Below are 19417 nucleotides of genomic sequence, written 5' to 3' on the forward strand. Positions count from 1 at the left end.
AATAATTAAGTTTATTTTATTATCATTTATGAATTATTTTCGTAAATCCAAAACAATTTTTTGAAAGGAACAAAATGTCTAGTTCGGGTGTAGAAATTCAATATTTTGGTATTTTGGCAATGCTAGTTATTGCTACTGGTTTATTTTTTGGACTAGTTTTTTTGGCTAAAACAATAGGTAATTCTTTAGCTAGAAAAAATAGAAAAAAATTAGGCTTAGGACCTTATGAATGCGGTCCATTACCACAAAAACAAGCTGTTAAAATAAACTCACAATTTTTTATTTTCGCAATAATTTTTATTTTGTTTGATATAGAAGTTGTGTTTATGTATCCTTGGGCTTTAATGTATAAAAAATTAGGCTTATTTGCATTGATTGAAATGGTTTGCTTTTTTGTTTTACTTTTGATTGGATTTATTTATGCTTATAAGAAAGGAGCTTTAAAATGGCAGAGCATCAACTAAATACAAATGGTATGCCAATAGCTTTAACTTCTGTTGATAAGTTAGTTGGTTGGGGACAAAGTAACTCTTTGTGGGCTTTTACATATGGACTTGCCTGTTGTGCTATTGAAATGATGGCAGGTGGAGATTCAAGATATGATTTTGATAGATTTGGAACGATATTTAGGGCAAGCCCAAGACATAGTGATGTAATGTTAGTAGCTGGAACTCTTAGTAAAAAACACGCCGAATTTACAAGAAGATTATATGATATGATGCCCGATCCAAAATGGGTTATATCAGTAGGTAGCTGTGCTAATACAGGTGGTATGTTTAATACTTATTCAACGGTGCAAGGTGTTGATAGAATTATTCCTGTTGATATTTATGTGCCTGGTTGTGCGCCTAGACCTGAGTCTTTTCAGTTTGCTTTAATGATACTTCAAAAAAAGATAAGAAAAGAAAAAGCTTGTAAAAAAATAGCAGCAAAAAGGTTGATATAATGAGAGAATATAAAGATAGGATAAACGCACAAAAACAAGATTATTATAAAGACAGATTTTATCATGCACCACAAACTACTAAAACAGCAATAATAGGTAGTGAATTTGAATATTTATACAATGAATTTCAAAACATAATTCCTATTTCAAATTCTTTTGTAGAATTAGATATTGCAGTGTTTTTTATAAATAAAGAAGATAATTTAAAAGCTTTAAGATTAGCTAAAGATTTAGGATTTACATCTTTTACCGAACTAATTTGTTCTGATTATTTAGCAAAAGATAATTCATACGAAGTTCAATATTTATTATTAAATATGGCTAAAAAACAAAGAATTAGAATTGTTACAACTTGCAAAACAAACGAAACCATTGAAAGTGGAATTTCTATTTATAAAGCACTGAATTGGTCAGAGCGCGAAGCTTATGATATGTTAGGAATTAATTTTATTAATCATCCTAATTTAAAAAGATTATTAATGCCTGATGACTGGTTTAACCACCCGCTTAAAAAATCATATCCATTACAAGGTGATGAATTTGCACAATGGTATGAAATTGATAGAATCTTCGGTAAGGAATATCGTGAAGTAGTTGGCCCTGAAAATCGTGATCCAGGCAGGGTTGATTGTGATGATACTAATAATTTCTCAAGAATTTATCACGAAACTCCAAAAGGAGCTGAGCCTGTAACAATAGCTTATAAGCAAGAATATCAAGAAGATGAAGGCGTTATGTTTGTTAAAAAAGTAAAACGTGCTGATTCAAAATTCATAGAAGGAAGAAGATAATGCAAATACCATCAAAATTAAAACCTTATTATGAAAATATAGCCTTTACTAAAGAAGACGGTAGAATGATTATAAACCTAGGACCACAGCACCCAAGTTCACATGGAAACTTAAGATTAGTTTTAGAGCTTGATGGTGAAAAGGTAGTAAAGTGTGTTCCTATGATAGGCTACATGCATCGTGGTATGGAAAAAATGGCTGAAAATATGATATATCAAGAATTTATTCCAACTACTGATAGAATGGACTATGTAGCTGCAAGTTCAAATAACTATGCTTATGTGGCTGCAGTTGAAAAGCTTTGTGGTTTAGAGATTCCTAGACGTGCTCAAATTATTAGAATGATGCTTTTAGAAATCAATAGAATAATAAGTCATTTATTATGGCTTGCTACCCATGCACTTGATATTGGTGCTATGACTATGTTCTTATATTGCTTTAGAGAGCGTGAGTATGCAATGGATTTGGTTGAAAAATATTGCGGAGCAAGACTTACGCATTCTTCTATGAGAATTGGTGGAGCTATGCTTGATTTACCAGAAGGCTTTACTGAAGAACTTTTAAGATTTTGTGATAAATTTTTAAAAGATGTGCAAGATTATGAAACATTGCTTGATGATAATAGAATTTGGCGTTTAAGAACTGAAGGCGTTGGTATTGTTACAAAAGAACAAGCGTTAAATTGGGGCTGTAGCGGAGTTATGCTTCGTGGTAGTGGTGTTGAATGGGATATTAGAAAAGAAGAGCCATACTTGCTATATAATGAAGTTCAATTTGGTGTGCCGGTAGCAAATCAAGGTGATAGTTATGCAAGATATAAATGTTATATGCAAGAATTTCGTGAAAGTGTAAAAATACTTAGACAATTAGTTCCTATGTATAGAGAGAGTTCTCCTGAATTAATTTGTAATAATAAAGAATTTGTAAGTGCAAGTAAAGAACAGCTAATGACTCAAAATTATTCTTTAATGCAGCATTTCGTATTAGTTACTCAAGGTCTTCGCCCACCTGTTGGAGATGTTTATGTTCCAACCGAAAGCCCTAAAGGTGAGCTTGGATATTTTATAAAAAGCGATGGTTCAACTAGACCGTATCGTCTTAAGGCTAGAACTCCTAGTTTTTGGCATTGTGCTTTTTATGAAGAATTACTTGTTGGAACTTATGTAGCAGATGTTGTTGCTATTATGGGTTCAACTAATATTGTTTTAGGGGAGATTGATAGATGAGAAGAATTGACCTTAGAAAAAGTAAAGATTTATTCGTAGATTTAAAAAATCATATAGATAATGCTAAAGAAAACGAAGTTTTAGTTGTATTATTTGAAATTGGAGATTTTTCAAATATTGATAAAGCTTACGAGTTTGTAGCTAACAATAATTGCAAAATGATGAATTCGCTTAAGTTTAATCAATGTGATTGGACTATTGTCATTAAAAAGGAAGCAAAATGAAAATTTTAAGCTTCTTAAATTATGCAAGCAAAGAAGTCTTAAATAATTTTAAAAACGATGAAATAATTAATATAGGCAGTTTTTTTGATGAGCGTTTAAGACAAGAGTTTTATAAATGCGAATTAGGAACTGAATGCTATGTTTTAGCTTTACTTTGCACTATGGCAGGTTTAGATGAATTTGATATAGGAGAGCTTAGTGCAGAAAGCTGCTTTGGAGAAGAAGAAGCAGGAGAGATTTTAGAGTTTTTAAAAGATGCTAATTTAATATTATTAGATAGTAATTTGCTCTATCATAAAGATAAAAATATTTATTATTTTGCAAAAAAACTATCTAAACATTTTAATATTGAGCTAATGTTTGATTATGAGCTAAAGGCTTCTAGTTTAGAAGAATTAGATGATAATAATGGTTTAATTTTATATGAATGTTTAGAAAATGATGAACTTATTGTAAGTCCAGCATTTGCTGCTCTTGCAAGAATTAAAGAATTTGATTTAGTAGATATAAAGACTAAAAACAAAGTATTAAGAAAACAAGTAAAAATTGATAGTAGCTTAAAAGGACTTTTTGCATTAAGTAAAAAAGAAAATAATTACGCTTTTAGTCCTTGTGTAGTTAAAGGAGTAAGCAATGAAAATTAATATCAATGGTAAAGAATGTATAGCAAATGAAGGCGATTATGTACTGCAAGTTGCTCGTGCTAATGATATCTTTATCCCTGCAATTTGCTATTTAAACGATTGTAGTCCAACTTTAGCTTGTAGAATGTGTATGGTTGAAGTTGATGGCAAACGCTCTTATGCATGTAATACTAAAGTAAAAGATGGAATGCAAGTTCTAAGCAATACGCAAGAACTATGGGATGAGCGTAATGCAATCATGCAAACTTATTGTATAAATCACCCTTTACAATGCGGTGTTTGTGATAAAAGTGGAGAATGTGAATTACAAAACTTTACTCTAAGAGCTAAAGTAGATACACAAAATCACTGGATAAAAGAAATAGATAGACGCCATAAAGATTGGGGTTTATTACAATACGATCCAAGCCTTTGTATAGTATGTGAAAGATGTATTACGGTATGTAAAGATAAAATCGGTGATAACGAATTAAAAACCACTGCTCGTGGTGGTGATGCACCCGATAAAGATTTTAAAGATACTATGGGTAAAGACGCTTATGCAGTATGGACAAAATTTCAAAAATCTTTAATATCTCCACAAAATGACAAAAGCCTTGAATGTCAAGAGTGTGGAGAGTGTGTTAGTGTATGTCCAACTGGAGCTTTAATAAACAAAAACTTTCAATATCGCTCAAACGCATGGGAACTTACTCGCATACCTGCAAGCAATCCGCATAGTAGTGATTGCGAGCTTTTATATTATGATATAAAACAAAAAAGCATTAAAGATAATTCTAAAATGATTTATAGAGTTTCAAATGATTTTCATTTTACAACCTTAAATAAAGCAGCTAGATTTGCTTATGATATTACAAGTGATTGCAAGGGCAAAGATGAAAATGAATTTAATCGTTTGGTTTCATTATTTAAAGAAAATAAGATTAAAAATGTTAAGTTTAATAGCTATATAACAAACGAAGAAGCATATATTTTAGAATTATTAAGAGCTAAATTTGGCTTTAATTTAGTAAATAATGAAGCTTTATGTTTTCAAGAGTTTTTAAAGACATTTTGTTCTTTTGCAGGTAGTTTTTATAATGCAAGTAGTGAAGATGTAAAAAAATCTGATTTTATTGTTATTGCAGGAAGTTTTTTAAGACATGACAATCCTACTTTATCATATAAAGTAAATAATGCTATTGTTATGAATAAGGGTGCTGGGCTTTATTTTCATCCTATTAAAGACACTAAACTTTCAAAAATTGCTAAAAACTTCGTAAATGTAGCTTGTGATTATGGTAAAGAAGCAAAAGTTCTTGAGTTTATTTTGCAGTATTTTGCAAAAGATTTACCACAAGATTTAGGCTATATAAAAGAAGCCTTTTATGAAGAACAAATTGAAGTAGAAATTAAATCAAAAGATGCTGAAGGTAATGAAATTAAAGAAAAGCAAACTCAAACAATTAAAAAATCAAGCCTTGCAAAAGAATTAGGCTTTGATGAAGATAAATTAAAAGATTTATTGTTAAAAAAATCTAATTTTACTTTAATTGTAGGAAATGATTATTTCTATCACGAAAATGCAAAATATTTAGCGTATTTACTTGCAAATATTCAAAAATCAACAGATTTTAAAGTAATGCTAATACCACCTCGCACTAATACTTTAGGCGTTAGTTTAATATGCAAATTAAGCAAAGCTTGTGATGGTTTTACTATGGGTTATAATGAGCGTGGAGACTTTTCATTCTCAAATGATGAACATAATAATTTAGCAAGTTCAAGCTTGATAGAGCAAGAAGGAACTTTTGTAAATTATGATGCAAGATTAGTTCCTACAAATGCTGCTTTAAGCTTTAAAGGATATTTCTTAAATGATTTAGCAAACGAATTAGGCTTAAATGCTAAATATACAATTGATTACACAGAGCAATTACCTAAAGATAAAGGATTTTTAAATATAGCTTTTGATGATTTAACGAATTATTATGATAATGCAGGAAATAATCATCGTGGTTATTTAATAAATACCTGCGAATTTGTAAAGAATTTGAATCAGGAATTACAAATCCCACAAAATCAACAATTAGCTTGTGAGTGCAATAAAGATGATGTTGTAATACTTGCAAATCCTATTGGAAATCTATCAAAATACACAAACAAATCAAGCTTTTTTAATGAATGTGCCTCTCTTTATGCAAGTAAAGATTATTTAGCAAAACATAATGTAAAAGAAAATTCTATGGTGAAGATTTATGATGATAAAGATGAAATTATCATTAAGGTAGTTCTTGATAAAGATATTGAAAATGGTGCATACTTGCCTACATTTGATGATAAGATAAATCCTTATAAATTCTTTAAAACAAGACGTTATTATGCGTTAAATATAAAGGAAATAAGCCATGAGTGAAACAATGTTTTTTGTAATAATTACACTAATTAAGTGTCTTTTAGTAATTGCAATTTTTGCTTCATTAGCAGGTTTTGCAACTTATTTAGAAAGAAAAGTTTTAGCTTATGTTCATAGAAGACTTGGACCTGATATGGTAGGACCTGCTGGGGTTTTACAAATCGTTCCAGATATGATTAAATTATTTACTAAAGAAGATTTAATCCCTTATATGACAAATAGCAAGGTATTTAAGGTTGCTCCGTTAATTTCTGCAATCTGTGCTTTTATGGCTTTTGCTGCTGTGCCAATTTTTCCTGAATTTACATTATTTGGACATACAATTAAGCCTATAATTGCTGATGTAAATATTGCAGTTTTATATATTGCTGGGTGTTCTTCGCTTTGTGCTTATGCTATATTTTTAGGCGGTATGGCAAGCTCAAGTAAATATCCTTTAATTGGTGGTGCTAGAGCTTTAGTAACTATTATTTCTTACGAAGGTGTTAGTGGTCTTTCATTACTTGCTGTTGTATTATTAACAGGTTCTATGAGTTTGGTTGATATTAATGCTTATCAAGAAGGTGGAATTTTATCATGGCTAGTATTTAAGCAACCTGTAGCTTGTATATTATTTACAATAGCTGTATTTATGGAAACAAATAGAACTCCTTTATGTCTAGCAGAAAACGACCCTGAATTAGTTGCTGGTTATGGAACTGAGTATAGTGGTCTTCGTTGGGGAATGTTTTTTATAGGTGAGTATGCTAGTATGATTTTAGGCTCAATTTTAATTTCATTACTATTCCTTGGTGGATATAATGATTTTTATTTTATACCAGGTGCAATTGCTATGATTTTAAAAATATGCTTTGTGTTTTCATGGTATTTTTGGGCTAGGGGAACTTTTCCACATTTAAGAGCTGATCAGATTATGAGAATGAGTTATTTGATTTTATTACCTGTTGCAGGTGCTAATTTAATCATAACTGCATTATTAGCATTATAAGGAGAGCTTATGAAAAAGTATTATGTAGTAGATGAAAAAAGAAAACTAATCTTAACTCCTTATGAAAAATTTATAAGAAGTGTAAAAAGATGCTTAAATACTGACTTAATCAGTGGTTTAGCATTTATTATAAATGAAACCTTTAAAAGGGGTAACACAGCAACTATTAAATATCCTATGGAAAAAATCAAGCTTGATAATCGCTATCGTGCTGTTCATAGATTACAAAGATTTATAGAAAGCGAAACCGAGCGTTGCATAGGCTGTGGATTATGCGAAAAAATTTGTATTTCAAATTGTATTAGAATGGAGACAAAATTAGGCGAAGATGGAAGAAAGCTTGTAAGTAATTATTCTATTAACCTTGGCCGTTGTATTTATTGTGGATTTTGCGCTGAGGTTTGCCCTGAGCTTGCTATTGTTCATGGGGTTGAATATGAAAATGCAGCAGAGCAAAGAGCGTATTTTGCTCATAAAAAAGATATATTAACTCCTATTGATGATTTGATTAATCAAGTTGAATTTGAAGGAAGTGGAAGTTTAAGAGCTGATGCTGATGAGTTTGTTAAACAAACCCCTAATTATTATGATGTAATGAAAGAAAGGGAAGCTTTAATTCCTAATTCAAATTCTAGCGAAGAAAAAACTAATAAAGAGGCAAAAGATGTTTGAGTTATTTGTGTTTTATGTTTTCGCCGCGTTAGTTACGGGATTTTTTGTTATAGCTGTAAGTTCTAAAAATATTTTATATTCTCTTAGTTCTCTTGCTTGTGGAATGGTTTTGCTTAGTGCTCATTATTTTTTACTAGGTGCTGAGTTTTTAGGTGCTGCACAAATTATTGTTTATAGTGGAGCTGTTTTAGGACTTTATAGTTTTGCTATGATGTTTTTTGATTTAAGTAAAGAATTAAAAGAAAATCTAAAACATAAAAAGACTTTTTTTACTTTGAGTATTTTAGCAAGTGCTCTTATGGTTATTATGTCTTTAGGTTTTAAATTTAATTCATCTAAGTCAACCTTATTAGTAAGCGAAGAGCTTGAGAATACTCGTAGCTTAGGAATAATTTTATTTACAAAATATCTTTTAGCATTTGAAATAGTTGCATTGATTTTATTGATGGTAATAGTAGCTGCTATTGTTTTAGTTGCTAAGAAAATAAAGGATGAGCAATGAATTATTTATTATTATCACTTATTTTGTTTTTAGTAGGTTTATTTGGGGTATTAAGAAGACAAAATTTAATAATGTTTTTTATATCAACAGAAATTATGCTAAATGCTGCAAATCTTGCTTTTGTATCAATTTCTAAGCTACATAATGCCTTAGATGGGCAAGTATTTGCGATATTTATAATGGCAATAGCTGCTTGTGAGATTGCGATAGGACTTAGTTTTTGTGTGATTAAATATAGACAAACAAAGAGTCTTGATTTTGGAGATTACAAATGAGTGTTTTATATGTTTTATTTTTACCGCTATTAAGTGCGATTTTTGCAGGGATTTATTCTTTTTCACCTAAAAATAAGGTAATAGGATATTTTTGTTCTTATTTGATGTTACTTGCTTTTGTTTATTCTTTAATTTCGCTTTATCATTTAATGAATGTAAATTTTTATCTAAATTTAGGTCAGTGGATAGGCTTATTAGGAATTAATTTCGGTCTTTTAATAGATTCTGTTAGCCTTACTATGATGTGTGTTGTTACTTTAGTTGCAACTTGCGTTCATTTTTATAGTATTTATTATATGGAGCATGACGCTGGATTTAACAAGTTTTTTGCATTTTTAGGATTATTCGTATTTTGTATGCTAATTCTTGTTATGAGTGATAACTTCTTATTATTATTCGTAGGTTGGGAAGGCGTTGGCTTATGCTCTTGGTTATTAATCGGATTTTGGTATCAAAACGAAAAATTCTCACTAGCAGCAAATGAAGCTTTCATTATGAATAGAATTAGCGATTTTGCAATGCTTTTAGGAATATTTTTAATATATTTTAATTTCGGAACTTTAAGCTATAAGGAAGTTTTTGGGATTTTAAATTTTCACGAAACTTTAAATCCAAATGTTTTAACTCTAATAGCAGCTTTATTATTTGTAGGTGCTATGGGTAAATCAGCTCAGTTTCCATTCCATACTTGGCTTGCTAATGCAATGGCAGGTCCAACACCAGTTTCAGCATTAATTCACGCTGCAACAATGGTTACTGCTGGGGTTTATTTAATAATTCGCTCTCATGATTTATTTTCTTTAGTTCCAAGCGTTAGTTATTTTATAGCTTGTTTGGGTGCTTTTGTAGCGCTTTTTGCTGCTTCAATGGCAATTGCTGCAAAAGATTTAAAAAGAATTGTAGCATTCTCTACTCTTTCGCAATTAGGTTATATGTTCGTTGCTTGTGGTCTAGGTGCTTATAAAGTAGCTTTATTTCACTTAGTAACTCACGCATTCTTTAAGGCTTTATTATTCTTAGGTGCAGGAAATATAATGCATGCAATGCACGATGAATTAAACATTTATAAAATGGGAAAACTATATAAGCCTATGAAAATTACTGCGGTTTTAATGATACTTGCAAGCTTAGCTTTAAGTGGGATTTATCCATTTGCAGGATTTTTCTCAAAAGATAAAATCTTAGACTTTGCATTTATAAGTGATAATTATGGCATTTATGCTGTTTTATTATTTACTGCATTTTTAACTGCGTTTTATAGCTTTAGACTAATTATGATGGTATTTTTTGCTCCGCAAAATCATAATATTCATCCACATGAAGCAAAACCTATTGCATTGTTTGCAATGTTGCCACTTGCAGTTTTAGCTATTATTTCAGGTTTTTGGGATAGTTCATTTTTTGATTTTATAAGAATACCTATGCAAAAATTACACCATAATTATTTATTAATAGCTGTATCTTTAGTAGTTGCTATTGCTGGTATTGTTTTGGCAATTTTTGTGTATAAAAACGGCTCTAAAGAAACTTGTAATTGCAAATATAAAAAGCTTTTAGAAAATGAATACTATATACCAAAACTTTATGAGATTATTTTTATAAATCCTTATAAGTGTTTATCAAAAGTTTTAACAGGTTTTGAAGAAGGATTGTATGCTTTAATTTTTGAATGTCCAAAGAAGATTATTAATCTTATTTGTTGCGAACACAAAAACAATAGCCTAACTCTTCATATAGTGTTTATAGGTGCTTTTTGTGTGTTTTTACTTTTAACAATGGTGGTGATATATGCTTAGTTTATTGATATTTTTACCTTTGATTTTCGGTGCAAGTGCTTATTTTATAAATGATAAGGCTGTTAAAGTTAGTGGAATTTTATTTTCTTTCATAATTTTATGCCTTAATTATTATGTTATTGTTGAAGATTTGCATATTTTTAATTATACGCTTATTAAAGCTTTTAATTTCGGAATTAATTTAAAAGCAGATGAGATAGCATTTACTTTAGCATTTGTAGCTAATTTAATGTTATTTTTATCTATGTGTTTTTTCTCAAATCAAAAAAGAGATTTTTTAATAAGTGCTATGATTTTAAGCGCTTGTATGAATGGATTGTTTTTAGCAAATGATGCTTTATTATTTTATGTATTTTGGGAAGCATCATTATTACCACTTTTATATTTAATGGTTAAAAATAATGAAGCAAAACTAGCAAGATCGTTTTTTGTATTTGCGTTTTTAGGTTCTATTTTTATGCTTGTAGCTATGATTTATTTAGCTTATAATGCAAGAGTGAATAATGCTATTTTAAACTTTGATATGAGTTATTTTTCTACAAGTAATTTAAGTGCTAAAGAAAACACTTTATTATTCTTAAGCTTTTTCTTAGCTTTTGCTATAAAAGCTCCTATTTTTCCTTTCCATAGTTGGGCGATTAAGACTTATTCAAAAGCTCCTAATTTTGTTTCAGTAATGCTTGCAAGTTTTAAAATGGCTCCGTTTGGAATGATTAAATTTTGTGTTCCTTTATTTGCTGCTAGTATTAGTGAGCTTAGTGGAATAATTTATTCTTTATGTATAATTTCAGCAATTTATGCAGCTATTTTAGCAAGCAATGCAAAAAACTTTAAAGAATTAAGTGCAATGAGTTCAATCTCACACTTAGGAATAATTTGTTTAGGTATTTTTGTAATGCATCCTATTGCCTTAGCAGGTTCTGTTTTATATATGGTAGCTCATGCTATTGTAAGTGGGGCAATGTTTTTCTATGCTGAGATTATAAAAGATAATTATAGAACTTATAATTTAGATGAATTAAAAGGTCTTGCTAAAGCTATGCCTTATATGACTTTTATATTTGGAGTATTGTTATTTTCTTCAATATCACTACCTTTAACTATTAGTTTTGCGGGTGAGTTTTTAGTTCTTTATGGTGTTTTTGCAGCAAGCAAGATTGCTGGTGTATTTGCTACTTTAGTAGTTATTTTAGGTGCTATTTATATGTTAAATATGTTTAGAAAAAGCTTTTTAAGCACAAGTAATTCTAATGTTAGTATAAACACTTGCGTTTTTCAAGTATTGATTTTAACATTTATAGCAATAATAATAATTGTATTTGGAGTAAATCCTAATATGATTTTAGATTATGTTAAATTTGCTATATAAGGAGTTTGTATGCAACTAGATTTAAATGTATCACTGATTTTATCAGAGCTTATATTAATAGTTATTGCGTGTTTTATACTAGTAGCTAGTTTATTTTATAAATTTGATTTAAAAGCTTTAAAAGGACTTAGCATTTTAGCTCTTATCTTAGCTCTTGTTTGTAAAATAAGCACTGATTCTTATATGCAAAGTTTTTTTGGCTTGTTTATATATGATGATTTAGCAAAATATTCAAGTATTTTGATTTATTTATCGGCTATTTATTTCTTACTTGCAAACAAAAGAGCAGATGAAGGCGAGTTTTTTGCATTATTTTTAATGATGATTTCATGCCTTAGTTTTATGGTTAGCACAAATAATTTAATCGTAGCGTTTATAACTCTTGAAGGTTCATCTTTAGCTCTTTATAGCTTAATAGCATTTAAGAAAAAAGCAATAGATGGAGCTTTAAAATATTTTAATTACGGAATGCTAGGCTCAGCATTTTTTGCTATGGGTTCTGCTATGTATTACTTTGATAGTGCAAGTTTAGAATTAAGAACATTACAAGTTGTTAGCACAGCAGGTGTTTTATCATTCGTAATGGTAGGTCTTACAATTTTATTTAAATTATCAATCGCTCCACTTCATATGTGGCTTAAAGATGTTTATGTAAAGGCTGATTCAAGTTTAGCTGGTTTTATTTCAATTGTTCCAAAAATTGCAATGATGGTATTTGCATTTAGATTTATTAGTTCTTTTGATAATTTCTTTAATGTAAGTGAAATTGTTTTAATCATTGCTTGTATTTCTATGCTATTTGCTAGTGTTATGTCGCTAAAGCAAGATAATGCTAAATTAATGCTTGTATATAGTTCTGTTTCGCATTCATCTTTTGCTTATTCAACTTTAGCTTTTGTTGATTTATCAGCTAGTATGTTTTTATATTATTTCTTAACTTTTGCTTTTGTAAATATTGCTTTATTTATGTTTTTAGGAGCATTTAAAGATAGTTCTTATGATAATTTACAAGGCGTATTTAAAAAATATCCATTACTTGGAATTTGTATTGTGATTTTACTGCTTAACTTAGCAGCGCTTCCACCATTTGGAGTATTCTTTGCTAAAGTAGGAGTTATTAATATTGCACTTCATGTAAATATTTATGCAGCTATTTGTATGGCTGTTAGTTCAATTATTATGCTATTTGCTTATTTAAGATTTATAAAAGCTATTTTTGCTGATAAAGAAATAGGATTTTTATATTTTAATAACGCACAAAAAATAGCGTTTGTTTTAGCAGTTATTGCTTCATTTGTAGCAAGCTTAGGTTTAGATTATATTAGCTGATGAAAAAATTATTACTTCTTTGCTCTTTTGTTTATTTGTATTCTTTTGAATTATTTATAAACACAGGCAAAGAAGCTAATAAAGATATTTCAGTTCTACATATTAAAAATAATACCGATATAACATGCGATGATTTGCATGATGAGAATTTAAAACAATATATTAAGTGTAGCGTTAAGGGTAAATCAAGATTATTAGCTAATCAAGATTTATCATTATTTAAATTAGAATTTCAAAATAGAAAAGATAAATTAGACATATATATTTATCCAAAAACTAATGTATCTATAATAAATAGCGAGCAAAAGCTTTATGAGAATAATATAGTTTTTTCAAGCAATAAAAATAAATCAAAAAATTATACCTTTGTGTTTTATCAATATCCGCAAGGTCATTTAAGTCCTAATGGTTTAGATTTTGATGTAATTTTTCCTGATTTAAAAACTCCTTTTATAGAAGGTTTAGATTTAGACCAAAATCCAGTAAATATCAGTGATAATAGCGACATAAATGCGTATTTAAGTATTAAAAAATATTATGATAATAAACAATATAAAGAATTGCTTGATTTATGTAATACAGCCTTAGAAAAATATAAAAATAGTGTTTTTATAAGTGAGTTTTATTTGTATAGAATTAGGGCTATGTTTAATTTGTTAAATGTGAATACAAGCCTTAGTGAAGAAATAATTACAAGTGCTAAAAACTATATAAGAATATTTCCTAGCGATGAAAATTACGCAGAAATTTTACAAATGATGATAAAAACTTATTTAAAACTTGAGCAAAGAAGTGATGCAGAATATTTCATTGATATATTAAATAACGAACATCCTAACTCTTATTATACAAAATTAGCAAGTTTAAATTACGCAGACTTTTTACTATCTCACGGCAAAAGAGATGCTGCTACTATAATTTATAATAATATATTATTTAGCTCAGATGATGCAGTTCTTGCAAGTAAGGCAGCTATTTCATTAGCAAAAATTAATATAAATCACAATAAAGCAAAAGAAGCAAAAGAATTTGTATTAAAGGTATTTAATGCAAATGAGCAGTTTTTATTAGAAGATAAGGAAAAAACCTTAGCATTAGCTGATGATTTTTATAAAGAAAAAATGTATGACATAAGTGCTCCGATATATGAATTTTTATTTAAAAACTCAAGCAAATTAGATAATTATTATGAAAGAATTTTAAAAAATCTTGCAGTATCTTTAGCAAAAAATAATGATTACAAAAAAGCTGATGAGTATTTAAATGAATATAAAAAATTATTCCCTAATGGCGAATATATGAATGTAATTGATGAAACTATTGATAGTTTATATTTTGAAAAAGAAGAAAAAGACAGCTTTAAATTACACGAATATTATAATTTTTTAATGGCTAAATATGATAATAATATTTCAAAAAGAGCTTTATATGAAGAAGTAAAATTATTATTTAAAGAGCAAGATTATGAAAAAATACTTAAATTAGAAGATAAAATTAAAGATAGTGAGAATGAAGAGCTAATAAATCTATATAAAGAAAGTTTAATAAAACTTTTAAATATTGCTCTAAATAACGATGATTGCGATGATGTTTTAAATTATATTAAAAATTATCATTTTGTAAGTGATGAGTTTATTATAAACAAGAAAAAATATTTAGAATGTTTAGATCGCAAGAAAGAAAAAGATTTAGCATTAGATTTTGCATTAAAATTTGAAAATGAAGATTTAGTATTTTATAGAATACAACAAGCTAAGATTTTATATATTAAGCAAAATTACAAAGAAGTAGAAAAAACAATTCATTCTATTTTAAATAAAAGATTTAAAATCAAAAATCATGAGTATTTTGATGCTTATTATTATTTATCTTTAGCACTTTTAAAACAAAATAAATACAACGATGCTATTTTTGCCCTAAAGCAATTAGAAAAGTATGGCAAAGGCTTAAGATTAGTTGAGGTGTATGATGAGTTTTTAGAATACTTTAAGCATCATAATTTGGATATTTCAACTATTAATTATGGAATGAAAGCTATTGATATACAAAATTATTTAGGAGTTAATTTATATAGTCCTAAGATTGAGTTTATTACTATTGATGCTTTAATTAATAAAAATCGCTTAAAAGAAGCAAAAGAAATCTTAGTTGATTTATACAAATTAAAGCTTAGTGATGATGAATTTAGCTATGCAAAATATCAAGAAGCAAGAATTTTAATAGAACAAAAAGAATTTATGAAAGCAAAAGAAGCTTTAAAAGAATGTAGAAGCGGTGAATGGAAAAATTTATGTGATGAAAAATTACAAGTTTTGGAATAATTTAAGCTAAAACTAATTTTTAAAATATATAATATGCGTTTTACTTATCAAGGACAGATGGGTGAGTGGCTGAAACCACACCCCTGCTAAGGGTGCAGCTCTTAATCGGGGCTCGAGGGTTCAAATCCCTCTCTGTCCGCCACTTTTTCAAACAACTTATTTTATGCGCTCGTAGCTCAGCTGGATAGAGCATTTGATTGCGGTTCAAAAGGTCAGGGATTCGAATTCCTTCGGGCGCACCACTTTTAATCTTTGTTTATTTTACAATTTTATAATATTCATTTAATTTTTGTTTAAAAAGGAGATAAAATGAAGAAACTTTTAGGTTCTTTATTTGTTGTTGGTGCTATTAGCACTTCTTTATTTGCTGGTGCAAATACTCAAACAGGATGTGGTTTAGGAACATTAATCATTAAAAATCCTGATTCAGCTATTTTATATGCATTACAAGCTACTACAAATAGTACTTTTGGTAATCAAACTTTCGGTATTACAACAGGAACTTTAAATTGCCAAGAAGCAAGATTAGTTCATAATGAAAAAGCTATTAATTTTGTAAATGCTAATCTTGATGCTTTATCAAATGAAGCTGCATTGGGAACAGGCGAGCATTTAGATACTTTAGCGGAATTATTAGAAGTAAGCGATGTAGAAAGCTTTAAAGCTAATTTAAGAGCTAATTATCTTGCAGTTTATAATTCAAGTAATGTTGTAGGCTCTGAAGTTTTAGACAAAGCTTCAGCTCTATAATTGAAAAAGCTATTAGTTTTTTTGTGCTTTTGTATTTATATAAAAGCACAAGATTTTAATCTATCTTATGATTTTTCGAAGTTAAATATTTCTCAAGAATATTTTTTAAAACTTTTAAATACAATAGATACAAACAAATTATATTTACATAAAGAATGGAAAAATCTTTTACATTATTCAAACAATCAAAGTGAGATTACTAATGAAGATTTTTTTTATTCAAATAAAGATTTAAAAAATGAGCTTTACGAGAGTTTGTTTCATTATTTTATTGATAAAAAATATTATTTAAATAAGAAAATAAAATTAAATCAAGAAAACTCAGCTATTTTATTTAGCAATGACAATGATAATTTGCATTTTATATGTAAATATCCTTTAAGGGCTTTATTTTTAGAAAAATACTTAGATATTAAGAGAGCGCAAGAATTAAATTGTTCTGATTTAAATAATTTTTTTGAATACATAAATCCAAAATCAGTAAGTATTGTTTATCCAGCAGCTTATTTAAATTCTCCTGCATCTATGTTTGGACATACATTTTTACTTATTAATTCTAACTATAACTCAAGGCTTATTTCTTATGCTATCAATTGGGCTGCTGATGTTGATGAAAAAAGTGAGAATGCTATCGCTTTTGCATACAAAGGCTTATTTGGTGGATATGTTGGTAAGTATTCTTTAAAACCATATTATGATATGTTAAAAACTTACAAAGATAGTGAAAATAGGGATCTTTATGAGTATGATTTAGCTTTAAATGAAGATGAAATTCGTAGATTAATTTTGCATTTATGGGAGATAAAAGATACAACTTCAACTTATTTATTTTTGAATAAAAATTGTTCATATAATATTTTATGGCTTTTAGAAAATGCAAAGCCTAATTTAAATTTAAGAGATAGCTTTTTTTATACCATAATTCCTAGCAATACTATTCAAAAAATGAATGAAAAAGAACTAATAACAAATTATCATTACAGAGCTTCTAAATTAAATACTATATTAACTCAAGCAAATAATCTTTCGTATAAGCAAATTAAACAAGCAAAAGAAATAGCCTTAAACAAACAAGAGCCAAATAATGATTATTTAACCCTAGCTTTAGCAAATGAATTAAGCAGTTATTATGCAAGTAAAAGTGAAATACCATTAGAAGAATATAAAAACACAACCCACAAAATATCAAGTTTTTTATCAAAAGCAAATATTGATAAATTACCAAAAATACCTGAAAAAACAAGCATAATTTATTCAAATTATCCAAGCAAAATTGCAATTTCTTATGATAAAAATAATAATATTTTTTTAAATCTAAGAGCAGCTATTCATGATATTTATGAAGATGATTTTGGTTTTGACAAAGGAATTGCAGTTGAGTTTTTTAATACTAAAGTTAAATTAAATAAGAGATTAAAACTTGATAATTTTACTTTATTAAATTTAGCAAGTTTATCTGATTTTAACTACATAAATCACAAACCAAGCTTTACGATAAAACTAGCGTATGATGAAGTTTTGGATAAAAATTATTTTAATTTAGAAACTTTAGGCGGGCTTACTTTTTCTAATAATTTTTATTTATTATCAATTTTAAGTGGTTTTGATTTTTATAAAAAGGGCATTAATTTTAATAATAAAATTATTTTTCAGTTATCTTACAAAACAAATAAATTAAGCTTTATATATCAAAAAAATTTTTATAAAAATAATAATTTAGATATTTTTAATATCAAAACTCATTCAAAAATATTTAAAAATTTTGCGATTTTTACTGATTATAAAAAAATTAAACATAGCAATGAAAGCTATGAATTAGGACTTGCTTATTATTTTTAATATTTTAAATTCCTATTTCAAATTCCAAAGATTTCTTAAAGAATTTGAAATAGGAATTAGGATTTTTATTATTCGCTTTATTTTTTTAATTTTTTAATTAAGAATTTTTATTAATAGAAACTTTTATTAATTTTTTTTAATTAGTATGAAAAATATCCTTTTTGTGTTTTAAATCAAGCATTTTATGAATGTTTTATTTAATTTATTAAAAGGAGAATGATGAAAATACAAGCTATAAACAAAGAACTTTTACCGGCTTTTTTATTATTATTTATGACTTTTTTGGCAATTGTTTTAAAAAACTCATCTTTTAGCGAGTTTTATGATGCAAGTTTAAATGCTAGAGCGTCTGTTAGTTTTCTTGATTATTCGCTAAGCAAACCTTTGTTTTTATGGGTTAATGATGGTTTGATTGCTATTTTTTTCTTTTGGATTGGTTTAGAAGTTAAAAAAGAGATTTTATGTGGAGAATTAGATACTAATAAAAAAAGAATTTTACCAGTTGCAGGTGCAATAGGCGGTATTTTAGTTCCTGCTATTATTTATATGCTTTTTAATTTTTATGATTCTTATAAATTAAGTGGCTTTGCAATTCCAACAGGAACCGATACTGCTTTTGCTGTTGCTATACTGCTAATTTTAAGAAAATATGTTCCAAATAGCGTTAGAGTGTTTTTATTAAGCCTTGCAATTTTTGATGATATTGCAGCAATTATTATAATTGCTATATTTTATACAAATGAGCTTTTATATATATCATTGGTTTTAGCGTCTATTGGAGTTTTTGTTTTATTATTACTCAATTTTTTTCATTGCACTTATAAGATGTTTTATTTAATTACAGGTGCTTTTATTTGGGTGTGCGTTTTAGAAAGCGGAGTTCATACAACTTTAGCAGGAATGTTATGTGCTTTTTTTATCCCACTCAAAACTAAAGATAATAAAGAGTTTTTAGAAAAAATAATGCATGATTTAACACCTTATGTAAATTACGCAATACTTCCTATTTTTGCATTATTTAATGCAGGAGTTTTGCTTGATTTTAGTTTAGGCAATTTAAATAGTGTATTTTTTGGAATATTTTTTGGCTTATTTTTAGGTAAGCAATTAGGTGTTTTTGGATTTTGCTTGCTTGCAAATAAATTTGGAGCTACCTTGCCATCTAGCAAAAAGATTTTATATGGAGCAAGTATCTTAACAGGAATAGGTTTTACAATGAGTTTTTTTATAAATACTTTGGTATTTGAAGGAAATGCAGATATTTTTAATAGTGCTAAATTAGCAGTGCTAAGTGCAAGTTGTTGCTCGGCTATTTTTGGCTTTTTATATCTTAGATTTAAGGCGGCATAA

The 19417-nt window shown here is 27.9% G+C and carries 18 protein-coding genes and 2 tRNA genes; all 20 read left to right on the forward strand.

The window, feature by feature from the left end:
* Positions 1 to 74 precede the first annotated feature (74 nt).
* Entirely contained in the window at positions 75 to 464 is a 390-nt protein-coding gene (locus tag AC1B00_RS01575) for an NAD(P)H-quinone oxidoreductase subunit 3 (RefSeq protein ID WP_488847808.1), read from the forward strand.
* Entirely contained in the window at positions 446 to 946 is a 501-nt protein-coding gene (locus AC1B00_RS01580; RefSeq protein ID WP_488847809.1) for a NuoB/complex I 20 kDa subunit family protein, read from the forward strand. The genes AC1B00_RS01575 and AC1B00_RS01580 overlap by 19 nt, the downstream gene beginning before the upstream one ends.
* Complete coding sequence (locus tag AC1B00_RS01585; protein WP_488847810.1) at positions 946 to 1737, forward strand: NADH-quinone oxidoreductase subunit C; 792 nt, start codon at positions 946 to 948, stop codon at positions 1735 to 1737. The genes AC1B00_RS01580 and AC1B00_RS01585 overlap by 1 nt, the downstream gene beginning before the upstream one ends.
* Positions 1737 to 2963, forward strand: coding sequence for an NADH dehydrogenase (quinone) subunit D (nuoD, locus tag AC1B00_RS01590; protein ID WP_488847811.1), 1227 nt, complete (start codon positions 1737 to 1739; stop codon positions 2961 to 2963). Before AC1B00_RS01585 ends, nuoD begins: the two co-directional genes overlap by 1 nt.
* Complete coding sequence (locus tag AC1B00_RS01595) at positions 2960 to 3187, forward strand: NADH-ubiquinone oxidoreductase subunit E family protein (RefSeq protein WP_239817847.1); 228 nt, start codon at positions 2960 to 2962, stop codon at positions 3185 to 3187. The genes nuoD and AC1B00_RS01595 overlap by 4 nt, the downstream gene beginning before the upstream one ends.
* A complete protein-coding gene (locus AC1B00_RS01600) occupies positions 3184 to 3831 on the forward strand; it encodes a hypothetical protein (RefSeq protein ID WP_488847812.1) in 648 nt (215 codons plus the stop codon). The genes AC1B00_RS01595 and AC1B00_RS01600 overlap by 4 nt, the downstream gene beginning before the upstream one ends.
* The gene (locus tag AC1B00_RS01605; RefSeq protein WP_488847813.1) at positions 3821 to 6226 is read left to right on the forward strand and encodes an NADH-quinone oxidoreductase subunit G; all 2406 of its coding nucleotides are present in this window, start codon (positions 3821 to 3823) and stop codon (positions 6224 to 6226) included. Before AC1B00_RS01600 ends, AC1B00_RS01605 begins: the two co-directional genes overlap by 11 nt.
* Positions 6219 to 7214 (forward strand): NADH-quinone oxidoreductase subunit NuoH, encoded by a 996-nt coding sequence (nuoH, locus tag AC1B00_RS01610; protein ID WP_488847814.1) that lies wholly within the window; start codon positions 6219 to 6221, stop codon positions 7212 to 7214. The genes AC1B00_RS01605 and nuoH overlap by 8 nt, the downstream gene beginning before the upstream one ends.
* A 9-nt stretch (positions 7215 to 7223) precedes the next feature.
* Positions 7224 to 7886, forward strand: a complete 663-nt coding sequence (gene nuoI / locus AC1B00_RS01615; RefSeq protein ID WP_239817851.1) for an NADH-quinone oxidoreductase subunit NuoI — start codon at positions 7224 to 7226, stop codon at positions 7884 to 7886.
* On the forward strand, positions 7879 to 8388 hold the full coding sequence (locus AC1B00_RS01620; RefSeq protein ID WP_488847815.1) for an NADH-quinone oxidoreductase subunit J: 510 nt from the start codon (positions 7879 to 7881) through the stop codon (positions 8386 to 8388). The genes nuoI and AC1B00_RS01620 overlap by 8 nt, the downstream gene beginning before the upstream one ends.
* Positions 8385 to 8663 (forward strand): NADH-quinone oxidoreductase subunit NuoK, encoded by a 279-nt coding sequence (gene nuoK, locus AC1B00_RS01625; protein WP_239817853.1) that lies wholly within the window; start codon positions 8385 to 8387, stop codon positions 8661 to 8663. Before AC1B00_RS01620 ends, nuoK begins: the two co-directional genes overlap by 4 nt.
* Complete coding sequence (gene nuoL / locus AC1B00_RS01630) at positions 8660 to 10459, forward strand: NADH-quinone oxidoreductase subunit L (protein WP_488847816.1); 1800 nt, start codon at positions 8660 to 8662, stop codon at positions 10457 to 10459. The genes nuoK and nuoL overlap by 4 nt, the downstream gene beginning before the upstream one ends.
* Positions 10452 to 11828 carry a complex I subunit 4 family protein gene (locus AC1B00_RS01635; RefSeq protein WP_488847817.1) on the forward strand — a complete coding sequence of 459 codons (1377 nt, stop codon included), beginning with the start codon at positions 10452 to 10454 and terminating at the stop codon, positions 11826 to 11828. The genes nuoL and AC1B00_RS01635 overlap by 8 nt, the downstream gene beginning before the upstream one ends.
* Before the next feature lie 9 nt (positions 11829 to 11837).
* On the forward strand, positions 11838 to 13157 hold the full coding sequence (locus AC1B00_RS01640; protein ID WP_336611279.1) for an NADH-quinone oxidoreductase subunit N: 1320 nt from the start codon (positions 11838 to 11840) through the stop codon (positions 13155 to 13157).
* Complete coding sequence (locus AC1B00_RS01645) at positions 13157 to 15478, forward strand: tetratricopeptide repeat protein (RefSeq protein WP_488847818.1); 2322 nt, start codon at positions 13157 to 13159, stop codon at positions 15476 to 15478. Before AC1B00_RS01640 ends, AC1B00_RS01645 begins: the two co-directional genes overlap by 1 nt.
* Before the next feature lie 51 nt (positions 15479 to 15529).
* A tRNA-Ser gene (locus tag AC1B00_RS01650) sits at positions 15530 to 15620 on the forward strand.
* 23 nt (positions 15621 to 15643) lie between these two features.
* A tRNA-Arg gene (locus AC1B00_RS01655) sits at positions 15644 to 15720 on the forward strand.
* 67 nt (positions 15721 to 15787) lie between these two features.
* Positions 15788 to 16228 (forward strand): DUF3015 family protein, encoded by a 441-nt coding sequence (locus AC1B00_RS01660; RefSeq protein WP_239817858.1) that lies wholly within the window; start codon positions 15788 to 15790, stop codon positions 16226 to 16228.
* Positions 16229 to 18067, forward strand: a complete 1839-nt coding sequence (locus AC1B00_RS01665) for an Lnb N-terminal periplasmic domain-containing protein (protein ID WP_488847819.1) — start codon at positions 16229 to 16231, stop codon at positions 18065 to 18067.
* A 216-nt stretch (positions 18068 to 18283) separates the two neighbouring features.
* Positions 18284 to 19417 carry a Na+/H+ antiporter NhaA gene (gene nhaA, locus AC1B00_RS01670; RefSeq protein ID WP_239817860.1) on the forward strand — a complete coding sequence of 378 codons (1134 nt, stop codon included), beginning with the start codon at positions 18284 to 18286 and terminating at the stop codon, positions 19415 to 19417.

Source organism: Campylobacter sp. DY7, from assembly GCF_057802535.1.

Coding starts and splice junctions, on each gene's coding strand:
- AC1B00_RS01660 (WP_239817858.1), top strand. CDS start 15,788: ATGAAGAAACTTTTAGGTTCTTTATTTGTTGTTGGTGCTATTAGCACT.
- nuoK (WP_239817853.1), top strand. CDS start 8,385: ATGAATTATTTATTATTATCACTTATTTTGTTTTTAGTAGGTTTATTT.
- AC1B00_RS01635 (WP_488847817.1), top strand. CDS start 10,452: ATGCTTAGTTTATTGATATTTTTACCTTTGATTTTCGGTGCAAGTGCT.
- nuoD (WP_488847811.1), top strand. CDS start 1,737: ATGCAAATACCATCAAAATTAAAACCTTATTATGAAAATATAGCCTTT.
- AC1B00_RS01605 (WP_488847813.1), top strand. CDS start 3,821: ATGAAAATTAATATCAATGGTAAAGAATGTATAGCAAATGAAGGCGAT.
- AC1B00_RS01580 (WP_488847809.1), top strand. CDS start 446: ATGGCAGAGCATCAACTAAATACAAATGGTATGCCAATAGCTTTAACT.
- AC1B00_RS01645 (WP_488847818.1), top strand. CDS start 13,157: ATGAAAAAATTATTACTTCTTTGCTCTTTTGTTTATTTGTATTCTTTT.
- AC1B00_RS01620 (WP_488847815.1), top strand. CDS start 7,879: ATGTTTGAGTTATTTGTGTTTTATGTTTTCGCCGCGTTAGTTACGGGA.
- nuoI (WP_239817851.1), top strand. CDS start 7,224: ATGAAAAAGTATTATGTAGTAGATGAAAAAAGAAAACTAATCTTAACT.
- nuoH (WP_488847814.1), top strand. CDS start 6,219: ATGAGTGAAACAATGTTTTTTGTAATAATTACACTAATTAAGTGTCTT.
- AC1B00_RS01575 (WP_488847808.1), top strand. CDS start 75: ATGTCTAGTTCGGGTGTAGAAATTCAATATTTTGGTATTTTGGCAATG.
- nhaA (WP_239817860.1), top strand. CDS start 18,284: ATGATGAAAATACAAGCTATAAACAAAGAACTTTTACCGGCTTTTTTA.
- AC1B00_RS01600 (WP_488847812.1), top strand. CDS start 3,184: ATGAAAATTTTAAGCTTCTTAAATTATGCAAGCAAAGAAGTCTTAAAT.
- nuoL (WP_488847816.1), top strand. CDS start 8,660: ATGAGTGTTTTATATGTTTTATTTTTACCGCTATTAAGTGCGATTTTT.
- AC1B00_RS01640 (WP_336611279.1), top strand. CDS start 11,838: ATGCAACTAGATTTAAATGTATCACTGATTTTATCAGAGCTTATATTA.
- AC1B00_RS01585 (WP_488847810.1), top strand. CDS start 946: ATGAGAGAATATAAAGATAGGATAAACGCACAAAAACAAGATTATTAT.
- AC1B00_RS01595 (WP_239817847.1), top strand. CDS start 2,960: ATGAGAAGAATTGACCTTAGAAAAAGTAAAGATTTATTCGTAGATTTA.